Source organism: Nocardia miyunensis NBRC 108239 (assembly GCF_001613065.1).
Taxonomy (GTDB): domain Bacteria; phylum Actinomycetota; class Actinomycetes; order Mycobacteriales; family Mycobacteriaceae; genus Nocardia; species Nocardia miyunensis.
Genome location: NZ_BDBQ01000104.1, coordinates 1 through 16,312 on the forward strand (window position 1 = coordinate 1; position 16,312 = coordinate 16,312).

The window sequence follows — 16,312 nt, forward strand, 5'->3', positions numbered from 1 at the left end:
GCACGTTGTGAGGTGGTTGCGTTGGTGCTTATGGGTGCAGCCACGTGCGTTGTCCAGGGGGTCGCAACGATGCGTTGAGGGTGGGGAAGTTTCAGGAGACGGTGCGTCGGGCAGATGTCCTACCGGGTCGTTGTGGTCCAGGTGACCGGCAGTTGGTGGACGCGACCGACGGATACCGCATGAGCTCCTCGATCGCGTCGGGCAGCAGATCCGGATCGGCGCGCAGTTCGGCCAGTTGCTCGGGATGCTCCAGCAGCGCGAAAGTGCCGAGCGACAACATGAAACTGAACCGGGTGTTGGCGAGCAGGCGGCGCACCGTCTCGTAACCGGTGACGAGCCAGCCCCGGTGGCCGTCCGGGAACAGCAGGGGACGGGTTGCCCTGCGGTAGCCGAAAGCGAGTGCCGGACGGAATCTTCACGCGGGCCGAATGTCACGATCCGGAGCGATCGAATCGAGTCTTCGCTCCGAATCTGCTGAAAGAACTTGCCGCTAGGGAGCGTGCGGCGATCGTCGGCCAACCGTTGGTGCCGACCGAGCCGACCGGTGGCGATCGCTGACAGTTAGCATGATCCGACGATCATCGGACCGGGGTAGGTGATTTCCCGGCGGTGCGAGGCCGCTGCGGGTACTCCGGCAGAACTGCGGTGGCGTTCGTGTGCGGTCGCCTTTCGGGAGGTTCGGGCGGCTGCGCGCCGACGAGGGCACGATGGATGGCACAGGGCGGTGCGAGGGACGGTGCGATGACACAGGGCTCGAGGCAACCGGGTACGCGGGCACGAGGATTGGGGGTACGCGATGAGTGAGGAACAGACGGACCCCGTCGTGGAGATCATGACGGAAGCCGATGCATGGCAGCCCGATCCGCGATGGCGGCCCGCTGCCCGGCTCACCGTGCTGCTCGGTGAGGATGATCACTGGAAGCACCGTCCCCGCTATCACGAGATAGTCCGTCGCGCCCGTGACGCGGGTCTGGCCGGGGCCAGTGTGTGGCGCGGCATGGAGGGTTACGGGGTCTCCTCCCGCATCCACACCACCCGGCTGCTGGATCTGGCCGAGAACCTGCCGGTCATGGTGATGATCATCGACGATGCCGAGCGGCTGCGCGAATTCGTTTCCGGCAACGCCGAACTGTTCGACATCGGCACCGTCGCGCTGTCGCCGGTACAGATCTGGACCGGCGGCGCCGGGAGCCGCCGGTGACATCCGACGGCCCCCAACCCTGTGGTCCGGGCACCCCGGTTCCGGTGGATCGTGCGAACCCAGCGCGATTCGCTACGGTAGAACGTCTGGGCACGGCGGCCGCCGCCGGAGCGACTCTCGCAGAGTGGGTGTGGCCGTGATCCTGATGACCAGCCGGGCACAGGCGACACGGAAAGGAGGCCCGACCATGGCCCACGATCGAGCCGGACGGCCGGCACGGGCCACCGATCTGGAGGATCTGCCACATCTCGTGACGGCCTACTACGCGCGCATTCCCGATCCGTCGGAGCCCGCGCAGCTGGTCCAGTTCGGTACGTCGGGACATCGTGGGTCGAGCCTGGACTGCGCGTTCAACGAGGCGCATATCCTCGCCGTCACCCAGGCGATCGTCGAATACCGTGCGACCCGCGGCATCACCGGTCCGGTGTATCTGGCCCGCGACACGCACGCGCTGTCCGAACCCGCGTGGACCACCGCGCTCGAGGTGCTCGCCGCCAACGAGGTCACCGCGATCATCGACGCCCGCGACCGCTACACGCCCACGCCCGTGCTGAGTCATGCGGTGCTGCGGCACAATCGGGGCGGTGCGCGTCATCAGGCCGACGGCATCGTGGTCACCCCCTCGCACAATCCGCCTCGGGACGGCGGCTTCAAATACAATCCGCCGCACGGCGGCCCGGCCGACACCGTCGCCACCGATGCCATCGCCGATCGCGCGAACGAGCTGTTGCGCGGCGGCCTGGTGGGGGTCAAACGCACCACGTTGCAGCACGCGTTGCTGACCAGCGTCGAGCGGTACGACTATCTCGACCACTACATCGCCGATCTGCCGAATGTGTTGAATCTGGACGCGATTCGCGGTGCGGGCATCCGCCTGGGCGCCGATCCGATGGGCGGGGCCAGCGTCGACTACTGGGAGGAGATCGGGCAGCGGTACGACCTCGAACTCGAGGTGGTCAATCCGTTCGTCGACCCGACCTGGCGGTTCATGACCCTGGACGCCGACGGCCAGATCCGGATGGATCCGTCCTCGCGCTACGCGATGGCCTCGCTGGTCGCCATCCGCGACGACTACGACATCTCCACCGGCAACGACGCCGACGCGGATCGGCACGGCGTGGTGACACCCGATGCGGGACTGATGAATCCGAACCATTACCTCGCGGTGGCGATCGAATATTTGGTCGCCAACCGGATGGGCTGGGATGCGCTGACCAAGATCGGCAAGACCGCGGTGACCTCCTCGATGATCGATCGGGTGGTGAGCGTGCTGGGGCGTCAGGTGCACGAGGTGCCCGTCGGATTCAAGTGGTTCGTGCCCGGATTATTCAGTGGCTCACTGGCTTTCGGCGGCGAGGAGAGCGCGGGCGCATCCTTCCTGCGGCACGACGGCACCGTGTGGACCACCGACAAGGACGGCATCCTGCTGTCCCTGCTGGCCGCGGAGATCACCGCGGTCACCGGCCAGAGTCCTTCGGCCCGCTACGCCGAGCTCGAAAAGCGTTACGGCTCACCGGCTTACGCCCGAATCGACGCCGCCGCCACACCCGACCAGAAGTCCCGCCTCGCGGCCCTGACCCCCGACGACATCACCGCGACCGAGGTCGCCGGCGAGGAGATCACCGCCATCCAGACTCGCGCCCGAGGCAACGGCGCGGCTCTGGGCGGGGTCAAGGTCAGCACCGAGAACGCCTGGTTCGCCGCCCGCCCCTCGGGCACCGAGAACAAATACAAGATCTACGCCGAATCCTTCGAGGGCCCGGAGCATCTCGCCCAGGTGCAGGCGGCAGCGGAAGAGGTCGTGGGTCACGCGCTGGGGTGAGGCGGCGGTGACGGGATTCGCTCAGTATTCGTCGCGTTTGCGGGGCCAGTCGGTGAAGGTGGTGCCGCGGCCGAGGGGGGCTCGGTCCAGGAGTTGCCAGGTGGCGTTGAGGGCGTCGGTGCCGCGGTCGTAGGTCGAGTAGGTGTGGTAGACGACGCCGTCCTGTAGGGCGAAGCAGCTCAGTGCCATCAGTTCCATCATGTCGAGCATATTTCCCGGCGGGCGGTGTTCGGCCGGGGTGCGCATGATCTCGAAGAAGTCGTCGTTGAAACCGCTCTCGCCGGAAGAGACCCATTCGATGTCCCAGCCGAAACGCTTCTTGTAGGCGTTCAGCGTCGCCAGGGGGGAGCGGGAGGCCAGGATGAACGTCACGTCGCGGTGGGCCAGATGGGGGACCGCGCCGACCAGATTGTCGGTCTCGAAGGTGCAGCCCGGGCAGCCCTCCGGTGTTTTCGGGCCGTGCATGAAATGCCTGATGATCAGCTGCGATCGACCGTCGAACAGCTCGGCCAGGGTCTTCTCGCCGGTATTGGTCTCGAACCGGTATTCCTCGGTGACCGGCACCCACGGCAGTGCCTGGCGCTGCCGGGCCAGGGCGTCCGAGCGCCGGGTCAATTCCTTCTCCCGCGCACGCAGATCCTCGTACGCCGCGCGCCATTGTTCCCGGGTCCCGATGTCGTGTGCGGGCATGGTGCTCCTTTCGAGCGATTCTCCTTCAGGTAGGACGAGACGCGGCCGGCGAATTCATCGGGTCGGCGGAGCGCAACTCGACATCTGTTGCCGGCCCGGCGATCACACGTCGAGCAACTGCTCGAAGAAGCCGCCGATATTTCGTTCCGGGTCGATCAGGTGGATCTCCAGGATCCAGTGGCAGGGTTTGCCGGTGGGGTCGAGGCGGCGCATCGGCGTGGTCGATCCGGGTGCGACGTAGCAGGTGATGTCCGTTCCGGAAATCTGCTTGTGTGGAAATTCCCCGACCAGATGCCCGGCTATGGCGGCGGTGAACTTCCATCCCCGTTTCTCGGCCTGCTCGATGACCGCGGCGTACAGCTGCTCCCCGGTGATGTCCGGACGGGTTTCGAAGTACTCGCGGCACCAATTCCAGAGCGGTTCCAGGGCGTCTCGCAGGGAGAGTTTCGCGGGGTCGTCGCCGAGAACGTAGGTGCGGCCGAAGTCGGCTTCCCACTCGGCGAAGACCGGCCCGAAGTCCAGGAAGCAGATGTCGTCCTCGCCGATGACCCGGTCCGGCGGATTTTCACGGTAGGGCTCGAGGGTATTGATCCCGGACCGCACAATGCGCTTGTGCCAGAACCTGCTCGTGCCGAACATTTCCGCGGCCAGATCCCGGACCGCGTCGCTGACCGCGGACTCGGTCGCACCCGGTGCGATGATGCCGCGAGCGACGACCTCGTCGAACAGGGCCGCTGCCTTGGCCTCGGCGTCCAACAGCGCTGAAATGCGTTCCGATTCCGCAGTCTTCGGTGTTCTCATACGCGGACTCCAGGTGTCGAGGGTACGGCTCGTCCGCAGTATTCCACCGGAGCGAAATTCAGTACTCGGGCAGGTCAGCGTCGTGTCCCGGGCACGCAGTGCGCAAAAACGTCTGCGCAAATTCGGTTCCGCCGAAACATCCACGCTGACTAACGTTTTGACATGACCGGTGATCGTCGGCGACCGGTTGTCGGGGCTGAGGCCGTGGTGGGGACCGCCTCAGCTCGAAGACTGCCGAGCCCGATGCTTCACCTCTCCGGGAAGGAGGCCGAACCTGTCGACGAACGAGGCTCTGAAGCCGCTCAGGGAGTTGTATCCGCACGAGGTCGCGATGTCTACGACGTCCTGTGTGGCGCCCGGGTCGGCAAGCAGTTCGTATGCTCGTCTCAGGCGGGTTTCACGCAATTCCTGACCGGGTGAGCGCCCGGTGACCTTCTTCATCGCCGTCTCGAGTCGCCGTCTCGATGTTCCGAGACCTTCCGCGAGAGTGCGAACGGTCAGGTCCGGGTCGTGGCTGTACAGGTGGATGCGTCGCCGGGCGGCCGCCGCCAGTCTGGCATGCGAGTCCAGTTCCGGGGCACGCCGATCGTCCAGGGTTCCCCCGACCAGATCGATGATCGCTCGACTGAACTCGACGAACTCCGTCGAGGTCACCGTCCGGCGATCGGCCGCCAGGCTGTAGATCATGCGCCGGATGTTGTTCAGGATGAAGTTCTTGGGCTGGATTCCCAACGGCCCCCGGGGTCCACGAGCCGGTGGCAGCGCGTATGCGGGGATGTTGAGGATATAGGCACGAGCGTCGTCCCCGTGCGACATGGCCATTTCCCGGTCCCATCGGACAATCCCGATCTCACCCGGCCCGAGGCTCACGGCGTGGTCGCATTGGGCGAGGTGTACCTGTCCGTCGAGAGGAATGAGCAGCCGGGCACTGTCGTCTCCGGCATTCTTCGCGATTTCGTCGCTACGGGTGTATTCGATAGCGCTGGAGCCGAATTCGACGAGCTGTAGCTTGTTGGGATCGTTGCTGTCCGGTGTGGTCAGGGCCTGTTGCGTCCATGTCCAGCCTTGGAACCCCTCCGGCGACTCGATCCGGGTGCGGACCGGGCCGTGGTTGTGCCCGACGTGCTCATGCCACATGTCGATCCGGTCGACCGCGGGTAGATCGGCCCCGATGGACGTCTGGAAAACCCCGTAACGCACACCGGCGTCCGTGCCATGCGCCGCCACGATCACCACCCCTTCGCGCCCGGAAACGTTCGCGCAAAACCGCTTCCGCCGGTCTCACCCCGCCCAGCGATGGTAGGGCTACACGCGTGCTCGCGCAGGGCGAGAGGGTACGAAGGATCGATCGGATGCCGCAGCACTTTTCGCCGGCGGCACGTCGAACAGCGGCATCAGCGGGTGATGTCGATGTGGTAGGCCGTGAAATGTGCTGTCGCTCCACATAATACGAGTGGATAGGCTCGCCGGGAACCAGATCGGCGTTGTGATCAACCCGGCTCTACGGGAAGTGCGACCGGGCCGCGATGCCGGAATCCGGAACGCCAGGCGATTTCGCTCTCTTGCACGGCGAGTCGGCTGTCGGGCCAGCGAGTGATACGGCGGACACTCCTGCCTCGGCACCGCGCTGGTACGCAGTCGCGAGCACGCGTCGGGGTCGCCGACGGTGCGAGAGTCATAGTGGCCCAGTCCAATAGGGCTGCGCGTTCGGTCGCGGCGAGACCGAGGAGTTGGCCCAGCACGGCCGCGGGGAGTGGAATCGCCAGATCGGTGATCACCCCATCGCTGCTCCGAGGTCGGTCGGCGTCATGCTGCGGACGTCAGCGAGATCGTGCACCGGTAGCGTCCATGCGACCGGTTGGGGCACGCCGGGAACCTATTGTCGGCCGCCGTCGATCGCGGTGGCATGGGTGCCCGGTCCTCGGCGAGACCAGCCGCTCACGACGTCGTCCGTGCGGGCTGTGCTCGGCGCCAGACCAGTGCGGGGGACAAGGTGGTCGTGCGGAAGACGAGGGGGTCGGACGACAGGGTGAGCAGGTCGCCGTCGAAGTGGACGTTTCGCTTCTGGTCGTTGCCGATCCAGTTCGGATACAGCGACACCGCCATCTCGTGCCACACGGCGGAGTTCTCCTCGTCGACGTGGTAGGGCCCCGAATAGGCGAGGTAGCCGCCGGCGGCCTCGCCGCGTTCGGCCACGTCGCCGCTGTGCACATTGGGCGAGCGGTACCGAGTCCGGCCGGGGCGCATGATCTGCGCCGACATGAACCCGTCCGCCGAATAGATGATCAGGCCGCGCGCGTCGGGGCCCAGCGGGTGACTGATTTCTCCCGTTTCGGACGTGGTCGAGTACTCGACGAGTTGCCAGGATCCGACGATCCGATCGGTGATGGAGACGCTGTCGGTGCTCATGCCATGCGCTTCCTTTCGACTCACGGCACATCGCGAGTACAGAGTAGGGACCGAACTCGAGATCTGCCGAGCCAACCGGCGGTGGCCACGGTCCCACCGGCGGTTCGTCGGCTGCGCGCAGTTAATCTAACGGCTATCGGTTACTTCGACAAGCTCTCGAACGAGGATTCCGGTCCGGAGGTGTGGAACAGGGCGATCGAGCTCGATTACGCGAAGTCGGTCGTGATGTAGTTCGCCGCCGCGGTTGTCCATGGCACGCCGGTTCCCGGCATGTTCTGCGCGGAGTAGAGCACGTGCTGGCCCTGCGGGTACGGGGTGAGGTAGCCGATCACGCCGTTGACCGCCTCCGTATAGCGTTGCAAGTTGGTCAGCGGGTTCGACGTCAGGAATTCCAGCAGCTGGGCGAAGATCAGATAGCCGACATTGCCCAGTCGCGCGCCCTCGACGAAGGAGAAGGGCGAGATTCCCACGTCGATGATGCGGAGCGGCGAATCGGCCGGTGAGGCGGTGATGATGTCGCCCGGATTCGCGTACTCCCGGGTCGCGACCTGGGCGGGCCAGGTTCCGCGCTGGCCGTGCAGGCCGAATGTCGTTGCCGGGCATAGGTTGTCCACCGAATCTCCCGCCTTGCGCAGCGGATTGGCGATGAAGACGGCGAAGGCGATCTCCAGCGGACTGCCGTCGGTGTTGGTGTACTGCCCCGACGCCACCCCCTCGAGGATCCGGCTGGCGCAGATCCCGCCCAGCGAATAACTGAGCAGCCCACAGATATTCGGTGATTGCTGAATCGCCTGCACTCCCGCGGCGGTGCCCAGTCGCACCGAGGTGTTCAACGACGGTCCCCACAGATCCGGGTCCGGGCCGACCGAGGCGGGCCAATCGGGTTCGAAGAAACTGAAACTGTCGGTCGACAGTAGGTCGGTGATCGAGGCCAGCATGCCCGCGGGCGATCCGTCCGCGTTCCGTGTCTCTCCGGTTCCTCGCAACGTGATGATGTCGATCATGGGTTCTCCTCGACCGCAACAATTTTCCGGTACTTCCAGAGTAGAGCCGAGGAGTGATTCAGGACACATTCCGGCCCTGGTCGTCAGTGAACAGTGCTGCGGCTCGGGCGACGATATCTTTCTCATATGCCCCCGAATCCCCTCGGTATCGCACTACGTAACCGGCGCGCCGGTCACCACACCCTTGTCTGGGCTCGTCCCGACCTGCAGGCGCCGGAGAACTTCACCCTGACCAGCCCCGCCTTCGACCACGAGGCGCCCATACCGGAAAAGCACCGCGGCAAGCTGTTCGGCGCGAACATCTCTCCCGCCCTCGCCTGGACATCGCCGCCGACCGGCGCTGTCGAGCTCGTGCTCATCGTGCAGGACCCCGACGTCCCGTTCGGCAAACCGGCTACCCACGCCATCACGCTGGGCATCGACCCCGCGTTGCAAGCGATCCCGGAGAACGCCCTCGCAGACCCGAGCCCGATCCCGGGAATCCGGCACGGCAAGGGCCCGCTCGGCCGTCGCGGCTGGGCCGGGCCCATGCCGATCCGATCACACGGACCGCACTCCTATGTCTTCCAGCTCTTCGCCCTCGACCGGCCCCTCGGACTGGCGGCCGGTTGCACCCTCGACGAGGTGACCGCCGCCATCACGGGCCACGTCATCGGCCGTGCCCGGCTGGACGGCACATACGAAATCCGCTAGCGAAATGTCCTCGGCGGCTACGGATTCCGAGTTCGCCGAGGACATTTCTCCAGCTGAATTCGTTGCGCGGCAACTACTTCCGGCCACAGGAGTCGACCATGACGGAAGGTCGAGGTCAGTTCTTGCGGGCGACTCCGGCATAGAACTGGACTTGGCCATCCATGGTCTCGGAGGGGGCTATGTCCGGATGCCACCGGTGCGGTGTGGTGATCCCCGGGTCGACGAGGTCCATGCCGGTGAAGAAGCGGGCGAATTCGTCGTGTGTGCGGACCTGGGCGGTCATGCCGGACTCGCGGTACACGCGAGCGACTTCTCCCATCTCCGGCCCGAAATCCGCTGTCGCGTGGGACATCACCAGATACGACCCGGCCGGGACCGCGGCCATGAGCTGGTCGACGATGCCGAAGGGATCCTGGGGGTCGTCGAGGAAGTGCGCGATCGCGATCACCGACACCGCGACAGGTTGCGACAGGTCGAGGGTGCCGAGTAGTTCCGGTGCGGTCAGGATCGAATCGGGGTGCCGGACGTCCGCGTGGACGTAGGTGGTGCGGCCTTCATCGGTGCCGGTCATCAAGGCGCGGGCATGGCTGAGGACCAAGCGGTCGTTGTCGACGTACACCACTCGCGCGGCCGGCTCGATCTCCTGCACGGCCTGGTGGAGATTGGGTTCGGTAGGGATACCGGTGCCGATGTCGAGGAACTGCCGCACCCCCTGCCCGGCCAGGTAGCGCACTGCGCGCAGCATGAATTTGCGATTCTCGAGCGCGGAGGTGCGCACATGCGGATGCACCCGCTCGGCATGCTCCCCGGCGATACGATCGGCTTTGAAATGGTCTTTGCCGCCCAGGTAATAGTCGTAGACGCGGGCGGTGTGCGCGGTACTGGGGTCGAAATCGGTCGTATCGTCGTCGGTCGTCACGTGTGCGCACTGTAGTGGTCGGATGCGTTCTGCCGCTACATGATTCACCCGGTCGCGACCGAACGGTTACACATCGGCACGAGCCTCAGCGCAATGGCACAGTCCACTGCAGGCGTGTGCCCGGACCGGCGTCACCCGGCTTCGCCGCGGCGGTGATCTCGAAGGAGCCGCCGTATTCCTCGGCGCGGCGCGCCAGATCGGCCAGGCTGCCCGGGGCCGATTCGGGCGCTACGCCGGTCGCGTTGTCCTCGACCACGACGCTCAGGTCGTCACCCACACGGATCTCGACGGCGAGCCGGTCGGCGTCCGAGTGGTGCACGGCATTGCTGATCGCCTCCCGGACCACGGCCTCGGCGTGGTCGGTCAGTTCGGTGGCGACGGTGGACAACGGGCCGACGATCCGCACAGTTGCCGAAATCCGTGAATCGGCGGTGTGCTGACGGACCACCTCTTCCACGCGGCATCGCAGCTCGTCGAGTGCGAGATGCTCGCCTTGCAGGTCGAAGATGGTGGTGCGGATTTCCTGCACGACCTCCTGCAACTCGTCGATGGCCGCGGCGATGCGTTGCCGTACCTCCGGCTTGTTGCTGCGCGACATGGTGCCCTGGAGCCCCAGTCCGACCGCGAACAATCGCTGGATGACCTGATCGTGCAGATCACGCGCGATGCGATCGCGATCGGCGAGTACGGTCAATTCCTGCACCCGCTCCCGGGCGGCCGCCATCTGCATGGCCGCTGCCGCCTGGGCGGCGAAACCGGTGGCCAGGTCCAGGGTCTCATCGCTGTAGGGCATCGCGTCGGCCGGTCTGGTGACGATCAGCACGCCGAGGGCTGTTCGACGCGCGTGCAGCGGCAGTAGCAGTACCGGTCCGTCGCCGAGCAATTCCTCTCCGGGCCCGGCTGCGAGCCGCTGCGGGTTCCGCGTCCGGAAGACGGCGCCGATCTCGCTGTCGACGTCGGAGATCGGGATCTGCCGTTCGAGCAGTTCGGCCGGTGCGGCGGCGGCGATCTCCAGCGTGGTGACGCGATCGGCGGGAACGTCCATATCAGGGCTGATCGCCAGCAGCGCGTGCGACGAGGCGGTCAGCTGCCGGGCGTGGCCGACGAGGTGACCGAGAACCTCCCTGGAGCCGGCCCCTTCGAGGAACTCCGCGGTGAGATCGCGGGTCGCCGAGATCCATGCGTGCCTCGCGCGTGACGACTCGTACAGACGGGCGTTGTCGATCGCGACGCCGGCCGCCGCGGCGAGCGCTTGGACGACGACCTCGTCTTCATCGGTGAAGGGCTGGCCGGTGACCTTCTCGGTGAGGTAGAGATTGCCGAACACCTTGTCGCGGATACGGATCGGCACGCCCAGGAAGGTGCGCATCGGCGGGTGGTTCGGGGGAAATCCGACGGATGCCGGATGATCGGAAATGCGCTCGAGCCGAATCGGTTTCGGTTCATCGATCAATACGCCGAGAACGCCGCGTCCCTGTGGAAGATCACCGATCAGGGCGCGCTGATCGTCGTCGATGCCCTCGAAGATGAACTGGGTCAGTTCGTGCCTTTGCCCACGCACACCCAGCGCGCCGTAGCGGGCGCCGACGAGCGTTGTCGCGGTGTGCACGATCGTTCGCAGGGTGTCGTCCAGATCGAGCCGGGAGGTGACCGTCAGCATGGCCTCCACCAGGCCGTCTATCCTGTCCCGGGCATCGCTGATCTGGTCGATCCGTTCTTTCACCTCATCGAGCAGTTCCCGCAACCTCAATTGCGACAGCGTTTCGCGGACCGAGTACCTGCTGGTATCCGACGACCGGGGCATTCGCACCCCTCTTCCGCAAAGGTTTCTTGCACCGAGTGCCTGCACATTCGGAACGCCATCACAGTCTAGCCTCAGGGCTTGTTCGCGATGAGACTCTCCGGGTCAGGCAGGACGTCGTCGGTCATGGCCGCTGTGGCTGAGACTGCGGCGGATCGAGTTGAGTCCAGTCGAAAGTGCCGTCGGTGATGCGCCGGGCCAGCGTGGCCAACGGCACGCCGCGGATACGGGCCTGGCTTCGCAGGATCGCGGTGGCCTGGTCGATGTCCGTGTTCAATCGCCCCGCGGTCATGCCCAGCGCGTGTTCGTAGCGGACCCGGTCGTCGAGTTCGGTGAGGGTTCGTCGGGCGAGCAACTCGTACCGGGTGTCATCGCTTTCCTGACACAGTGACAGGGTTGTCAGATCGGCCAGGGTCTGGGCCAGCGCCCGATGGCCGGGTGCGAGACCCGCGCGTTCGCGGTAGAACAGCGACAAACTGCCCACTGCCTGGTCTCCCAGGATCATCGGGATCGCGTGGATCGCGCGATACCCGGCGGCGAGGACATCGGCGGTCAGACCCGGCCACCGGTCGTCGCGGTCGATGTCATCGGCGACAACCACATCCTGGTCGGTAGCACTGTCGTGCCATGGACCGTCGTGGGCGTGGGTCTCCAGCAGCCGAACCAGGATGGGGCGGTCGTCGGCGGTCGACAGCACGCGCATCCCGCCGCGTGGGTCCAGGACCATGACCGCAGACGTTTCGGCATCGAGCACTCGGGCACAGGTGTCGACGGTCAGCGGAAGGATGCCCGCAGGATCCGCGTCGCGGACGAGGTTCGCCGTCATCTGCGACAACAGATCTACCAACTCCGGCTGCACAACAAACCCTTTCGACAATTCGCACTGTTATGATCTTCGCATCGAATTTTGCGGCATCAACGATCATTCGGTGGCACTGTCCAAGTCGAGACGTCGCTCGAGCACGTCGCGCGCAATATCCGCCAGCGGCCTCTCCGCAGCGAAAGCGGCGGCGCGCAGCCGTACGAACGCCTCGTCGATGGTGATACCCAGTTGAGCGGCAATCATCCCCGTTGCGACGTTGATATCTCGATTACTTGTCGTGAACGAGGGAATTTCGAACCCGTCGTCGCCGATGAGGTCCTCCACCAGGGTGTAACTGATAAGACTCGCCAGTAGTGTCACGTTGGTATTCATCCTGGTCGGCAACGGTCCGGTTTGCCGCCGACACAGATCCAGAGCGCCGATCCGGATGCCGCCGACCTGCAGCGGGAACGCGAACATCGCGCCGATGCCCAGCTGGGTGGCCTCGCGCACGAACATCGTCCACTGCTGTGCCTGCCCGGCCAGATCCGGCACGAGAACCACCTGACCTGTGGTGAAGGCTGTTCGCCCTGGTCCTTCCCCGACCACGATCTGTGTGTCCTCGGCCCGTTCGGCCAATGCGCCGCTCACGCCGATCACGTTGACCGTCCTGCTCGGCGCGTATATCGCCAGCGCCACCGAATCGATCCCGATCAGAGCGGCCTGGCAAGCCGCACAAGCCTGATGGCCCCAGTCCGGCTCCTCGCGCGGCCTGCGGATCGCAGCCAGCACGGTACGAATCCGACCCCCGAATCGCTCGTCCACTGGTCCCTTCCTGGCTGTGCGCTGCATGCATGCGCCGAGGCGTCGAGACCCGGGTTGCCATCCCAGAACTCGCAGCCGTCACCCCATGAGATAGCGGCCCCGGCCGCCCCCAGTGCTGCCGGCCGCGCCCTGCGTCCGCGGATCCGTCCCAGGTCCGGCGGGTGATTCCACGTGATGGCATCGCACACCGGCAGGGCACCAACGTCCGGATCGTGAATTCGCCGCGCGGCCTCGACGAGTGAGCTCCGGGTGGAAATCACGCACGCCGGCGTACATGATTTGCCGAGCCGTGGTCATGGTGATGCCTCCTCGAACAGATGCCGAATTTCCGTCGGCCGCCCTCATCGTCGGCCGATATGCCGATTTCCGACAGAGGCGAAAGTCTGTTCGCGCGCGAATTCCGGGGATATTCGCGGCAGCAGCGGCGAAAAATATCGGGAAAAGACATTTTCGTCGGCTATGTGACCGGTGATTCACGTGACCGCCCGATGCTTCCTCGCATATCGATGCGTTATCGATGCGCTGATCGTTCGTTCTGATGAATTGCGGTCGCATCCGGAGCCGACGGTGAAACCGTTGCGCGCAGGCTTGTGCGACTGTGCCCGACCGGTCGGACTCGCACCGCGGCCGCAGCGGCACACCGCGTGGGCGTGACATGCCGGGCAGAGCGTCTCGGAGAGCCGCGAACGGGTACGTCGGGGCCGAGCATTCACGCGCGATACCGCGTTCGGTCGGCGGCTTCCGTTCATCGTCGTTTTTGCATCGTTTTTGCATCGTTTGGTAGTAGACTGTGAGGACCGTGCTGAGAAGGGAACCTGCCCGGATGGGCCGATGGGCGGGAAGTGCTTGCGTTCGACGTTCATGTACGCGGGCCGGCGGTGCGGTGCGGCGATGGGCGCAGCCATGGCCGGCTGCGACGAACCCATGATGTCGGCGCCGAGCCGATACGGGCGTGCGATCGGCGAGGCGTGCCAGCTTCGCGATGATCTGCTGGGTGTTGTCGGCGCCACCGACGTCACCGGCAAACCCAGTGACGGCGCTCTGGCCCCGCGCAAGGCCACGGCCGTCGTCGTTGCGGCCAGACGGTACGCCGAACCCGCTGCGCGTGTCGAGTTCGACGCACTTCTGGCCGCGCCCTTTCTCGAAGGCGCCGCAGTCGAGCGCCTGCGAGAGTTGATCATCGCCTCGGGTGCGTGCGACCGCGTCGAGGCGATGATCAGCGACTGCCTCAGCGAGGCCCGGCACGCGGTCCGAACGGCCGCGCTGCCCGACTCGGCCTGCTGCCTGCTCGACGGCCTGGGAGTCATCTGCGGTGCTCGCCGGCAGTGAGAAAGGCCTGCGGCGCAACGTTTTCCGCTACCTCCCGCTGCCACGCCTCGTGCGGCCGGGTGGTGTCGAGTTCGAATTCGAACCGGTCGACCATCGCGGGCTCGATGTCGGCGACATCGACGTAGAACTGGTCGTACCAGCGGCGCAGCTGGTAGACCGGGCCGTCCTCCTCGCACAGCAGCGGATTGTCGATTCTGGCCTTGCTCTTCCAGATCTCGACGTCCTGCTCGAACCCGAGCTTGACGTAGTCGCCGAGCGCGATCGCGGCCTGCATGGCCGCCTCGTCCGGAAGTGTTGCGGATTTCTTCACGATGATGCCGTATTGGAGCACGAACGAGTTGGCGTCGATCGGGTAGTGGCAGTTGAGCAGAACGGTCTGCTGATCGCCGTGCTCGAAATGGTAGAGCAGATCGTCGATCATGAACGACGGGCCGTAATACGAAGCGACGGAAGAGGATCCGAGCATCTTCGGCCGGCCCTCGGGAGCGGGGTGGTCCTCGCGAGCCTCGCTCTCGAAGTACTGGGTGGCGATGTGGCCTTCGAAGACGTTCTTGAAATACGTCGGCAACGCCCGCTTTCCAGCAAGTTGGGAAAGCCTGAAACGGGCCGTATTTCACTGAATGGACGCTGTCTCGACTCCCGGTCAGCGAGACGGTCTCCGGATCAGGTCGGAATTCCGTCCCACTCACCAGGAGACCGGCGTCACTTCCGGAGTGGGAATTGCCAAGCTCTATCCGACGCGAGACGTTCCGTGACGGCAACCGGGACGTCCTGTCTCGAAATGCCTTTCAGCTCGAAGGATCAGGAGTTTCAATGCCGAGCCCAGTCCTGGACAACATCGTGGCCATCGCCGAGGAGATCCGCACCGGCGCGGAGGAGGGTGAGTCGCTGGGTCGGTTGCCCGACGGTATGGCCGAGAGCCTCCGGCAGGCCGGTCTCATCCGCCTGTTGCAGCGCAAGAAGTACGACGGGTACGAAGCCCACCCCCGCGAGTTCGCCGAGGCGGTAATGAAGACCGCAGGCCTCTACGGTTCGGCTGGCTGGGTCGGCGGAATCGTCGGTGTCCACCCCTGGCAGCTGGCTTTCGCGGATCCCAGAGTGCAGGACGAGATCCTCGGCGAGGACAGCAACACCTGGCAGGCCTCGCCGTACATGCCCGGCGGCGTCGCGGTGCCTGCCGACGGCGGTTACGTCATGAGCGGCCGCTGGCAGTTCTCCTCCGGTACCGACCACTGCGACTGGATCTTCCTGGGCGCGATGGTCGGCGGCGCCGACGGCAAACCGCTGATGCCGCCGCAGAGCCTGCATGTGATCCTGCCGCGCTCGGACTACCGGATCGTCGCGGACTCCTGGGATGTGGTCGGCCTGCGCGGCACCGGCAGCAAGGACGTCATCGTCGAGGACGCCTTCATCCCCGACTACCGGGTTATGAACGGGGACAAGGTGATCGACGGCACGGCGGCCGAGGAGTACGGCGTCACCGAGACGCTGTACAAGATGCCGTGGTCCACCATGTTCCCGCTGGGCATCACCGCGGCCACCATCGGCATCTGCGAGGGCGTGCTCGCGGCGGGCATCGACTACCAGCGCAATCGCGTGGGCGCCACCGGCACCCTCGTCAAGGACGACCCCTATGTGCTGCACGCCCTCGGTGAGGCCGCTTCGGAGATCGACGCCGCACGCCAGCAGTTGCTGGCCAACGTCGACCGCATCTACGACCGGGTCGACCGCGGCGAGAAGATCGATTTCGCCACGCGCGCACAGGTTCGCCGCGATCAGGCGCGCGCTGCCTGGCGTGCGGTCCGTGCCGCCGACGAGATCTTCGACCGTGCCGGTGGCAACGCGCTGCGCATGGACAACACGCTGCAGCGGTTCTGGCGCGACGCCCACGCGGGTCTGCACCACGCCATCCACGTCACCAGCACCACCTATCACGCCGCCGCCATGGCCTCGCTGGGTGTGGAGGTCCCGGCCGGGCCGCTGCGCGTGATGATCTGACCGGCTCGGAGAGGAACA

The 16,312-nt window shown here is 65.7% G+C and carries 15 protein-coding genes and 1 pseudogene; 5 read left to right on the top strand and 11 right to left on the bottom strand.

Annotation, left to right across the window (positions count from 1 at the left end; all coding sequences use genetic code 11):
- Positions 1-91: 91 nt before the first annotated feature.
- A complete protein-coding gene (locus tag NM2_RS53520) occupies positions 92-316 on the bottom strand; it encodes a cytochrome P450 family protein (RefSeq protein ID WP_067680578.1) in 225 nt (74 codons plus the stop codon).
- A gap of 480 nt (positions 317-796) precedes the next feature.
- On the opposite strand from NM2_RS53520, the gene NM2_RS39345 reads away from it, so the two are divergent.
- Together NM2_RS39345 and pgm are read left to right on the top strand one after the other, a co-directional pair.
- Entirely contained in the window at positions 797-1,201 is a 405-nt protein-coding gene (locus NM2_RS39345; RefSeq protein ID WP_245718441.1) for a DUF190 domain-containing protein, read from the top strand.
- 187 nt (positions 1,202-1,388) lie between these two features.
- Positions 1,389-3,023, top strand: coding sequence for a phosphoglucomutase (alpha-D-glucose-1,6-bisphosphate-dependent) (gene pgm, locus NM2_RS39350; protein WP_067680633.1), 1,635 nt, complete (start codon positions 1,389-1,391; stop codon positions 3,021-3,023).
- Between the two features lie 21 nt (positions 3,024-3,044).
- On the opposite strand, the gene NM2_RS39355 is transcribed toward pgm, so the two are convergent.
- The 5 genes from NM2_RS39355 to NM2_RS39375 all read right to left on the bottom strand — a co-directional run bounded on the left by NM2_RS39355 (position 3,045) and on the right by NM2_RS39375 (position 7,927).
- Positions 3,045-3,713 carry a DUF899 domain-containing protein gene (locus NM2_RS39355; protein WP_067680581.1) on the bottom strand — a complete coding sequence of 223 codons (669 nt, stop codon included), beginning with the start codon at positions 3,711-3,713 and terminating at the stop codon, positions 3,045-3,047.
- 102 nt (positions 3,714-3,815) lie between these two features.
- Positions 3,816-4,514 (bottom strand): M24 family metallopeptidase, encoded by a 699-nt coding sequence (locus tag NM2_RS39360; protein ID WP_067680584.1) that lies wholly within the window; start codon positions 4,512-4,514, stop codon positions 3,816-3,818.
- A 219-nt stretch (positions 4,515-4,733) separates the two neighbouring features.
- A complete protein-coding gene (locus NM2_RS39365) occupies positions 4,734-5,741 on the bottom strand; it encodes a helix-turn-helix transcriptional regulator (protein WP_157121678.1) in 1,008 nt (335 codons plus the stop codon).
- Positions 5,742-6,452: 711 nt separating this feature from the next.
- Positions 6,453-6,923, bottom strand: a complete 471-nt coding sequence (locus NM2_RS39370; RefSeq protein ID WP_067680590.1) for a lipocalin-like domain-containing protein — start codon at positions 6,921-6,923, stop codon at positions 6,453-6,455.
- A gap of 206 nt (positions 6,924-7,129) precedes the next feature.
- Positions 7,130-7,927 carry a hypothetical protein gene (locus NM2_RS39375; protein ID WP_067680593.1) on the bottom strand — a complete coding sequence of 266 codons (798 nt, stop codon included), beginning with the start codon at positions 7,925-7,927 and terminating at the stop codon, positions 7,130-7,132.
- 126 nt (positions 7,928-8,053) lie between these two features.
- On the opposite strand from NM2_RS39375, the gene NM2_RS39380 reads away from it, so the two are divergent.
- Positions 8,054-8,620 (top strand): YbhB/YbcL family Raf kinase inhibitor-like protein, encoded by a 567-nt coding sequence (locus NM2_RS39380; RefSeq protein ID WP_067680596.1) that lies wholly within the window; start codon positions 8,054-8,056, stop codon positions 8,618-8,620.
- Positions 8,621-8,735: 115 nt separating this feature from the next.
- Here the strand turns inward: NM2_RS39380 and NM2_RS39385 are convergent, their stop codons facing one another.
- From NM2_RS39385 to NM2_RS39400, 4 genes are all read right to left on the bottom strand, one after another.
- Positions 8,736-9,539 (bottom strand): SAM-dependent methyltransferase, encoded by an 804-nt coding sequence (locus tag NM2_RS39385; RefSeq protein WP_067680599.1) that lies wholly within the window; start codon positions 9,537-9,539, stop codon positions 8,736-8,738.
- A gap of 85 nt (positions 9,540-9,624) precedes the next feature.
- Positions 9,625-11,343, bottom strand: a complete 1,719-nt coding sequence (locus NM2_RS39390) for a GAF domain-containing sensor histidine kinase (protein WP_067680602.1) — start codon at positions 11,341-11,343, stop codon at positions 9,625-9,627.
- Between the two features lie 121 nt (positions 11,344-11,464).
- Positions 11,465-12,166 carry a GAF domain-containing protein gene (locus NM2_RS39395; RefSeq protein ID WP_067680634.1) on the bottom strand — a complete coding sequence of 234 codons (702 nt, stop codon included), beginning with the start codon at positions 12,164-12,166 and terminating at the stop codon, positions 11,465-11,467.
- Between the two features lie 96 nt (positions 12,167-12,262).
- Complete coding sequence (locus NM2_RS39400; protein ID WP_169816322.1) at positions 12,263-12,967, bottom strand: GAF and ANTAR domain-containing protein; 705 nt, start codon at positions 12,965-12,967, stop codon at positions 12,263-12,265.
- An 831-nt stretch (positions 12,968-13,798) separates the two neighbouring features.
- On the opposite strand from NM2_RS39400, the gene NM2_RS39405 reads away from it, so the two are divergent.
- Complete coding sequence (locus tag NM2_RS39405; protein WP_084532025.1) at positions 13,799-14,296, top strand: polyprenyl synthetase family protein; 498 nt, start codon at positions 13,799-13,801, stop codon at positions 14,294-14,296.
- Here the strand turns inward: NM2_RS39405 and NM2_RS39410 are convergent.
- Positions 14,271-14,867: pseudogene (locus tag NM2_RS39410) on the bottom strand (3-ketosteroid-9-alpha-hydroxylase); the annotation flags it as partial. The gene NM2_RS39405 and the pseudogene NM2_RS39410 sit on opposite strands and share 26 nt — an antisense overlap.
- Before the next feature lie 242 nt (positions 14,868-15,109).
- Between NM2_RS39410 and NM2_RS39415 the strand changes: the two are divergent.
- Entirely contained in the window at positions 15,110-16,294 is a 1,185-nt protein-coding gene (locus NM2_RS39415; RefSeq protein ID WP_067680607.1) for an acyl-CoA dehydrogenase family protein, read from the top strand.
- Positions 16,295-16,312 lie beyond the last annotated feature (18 nt).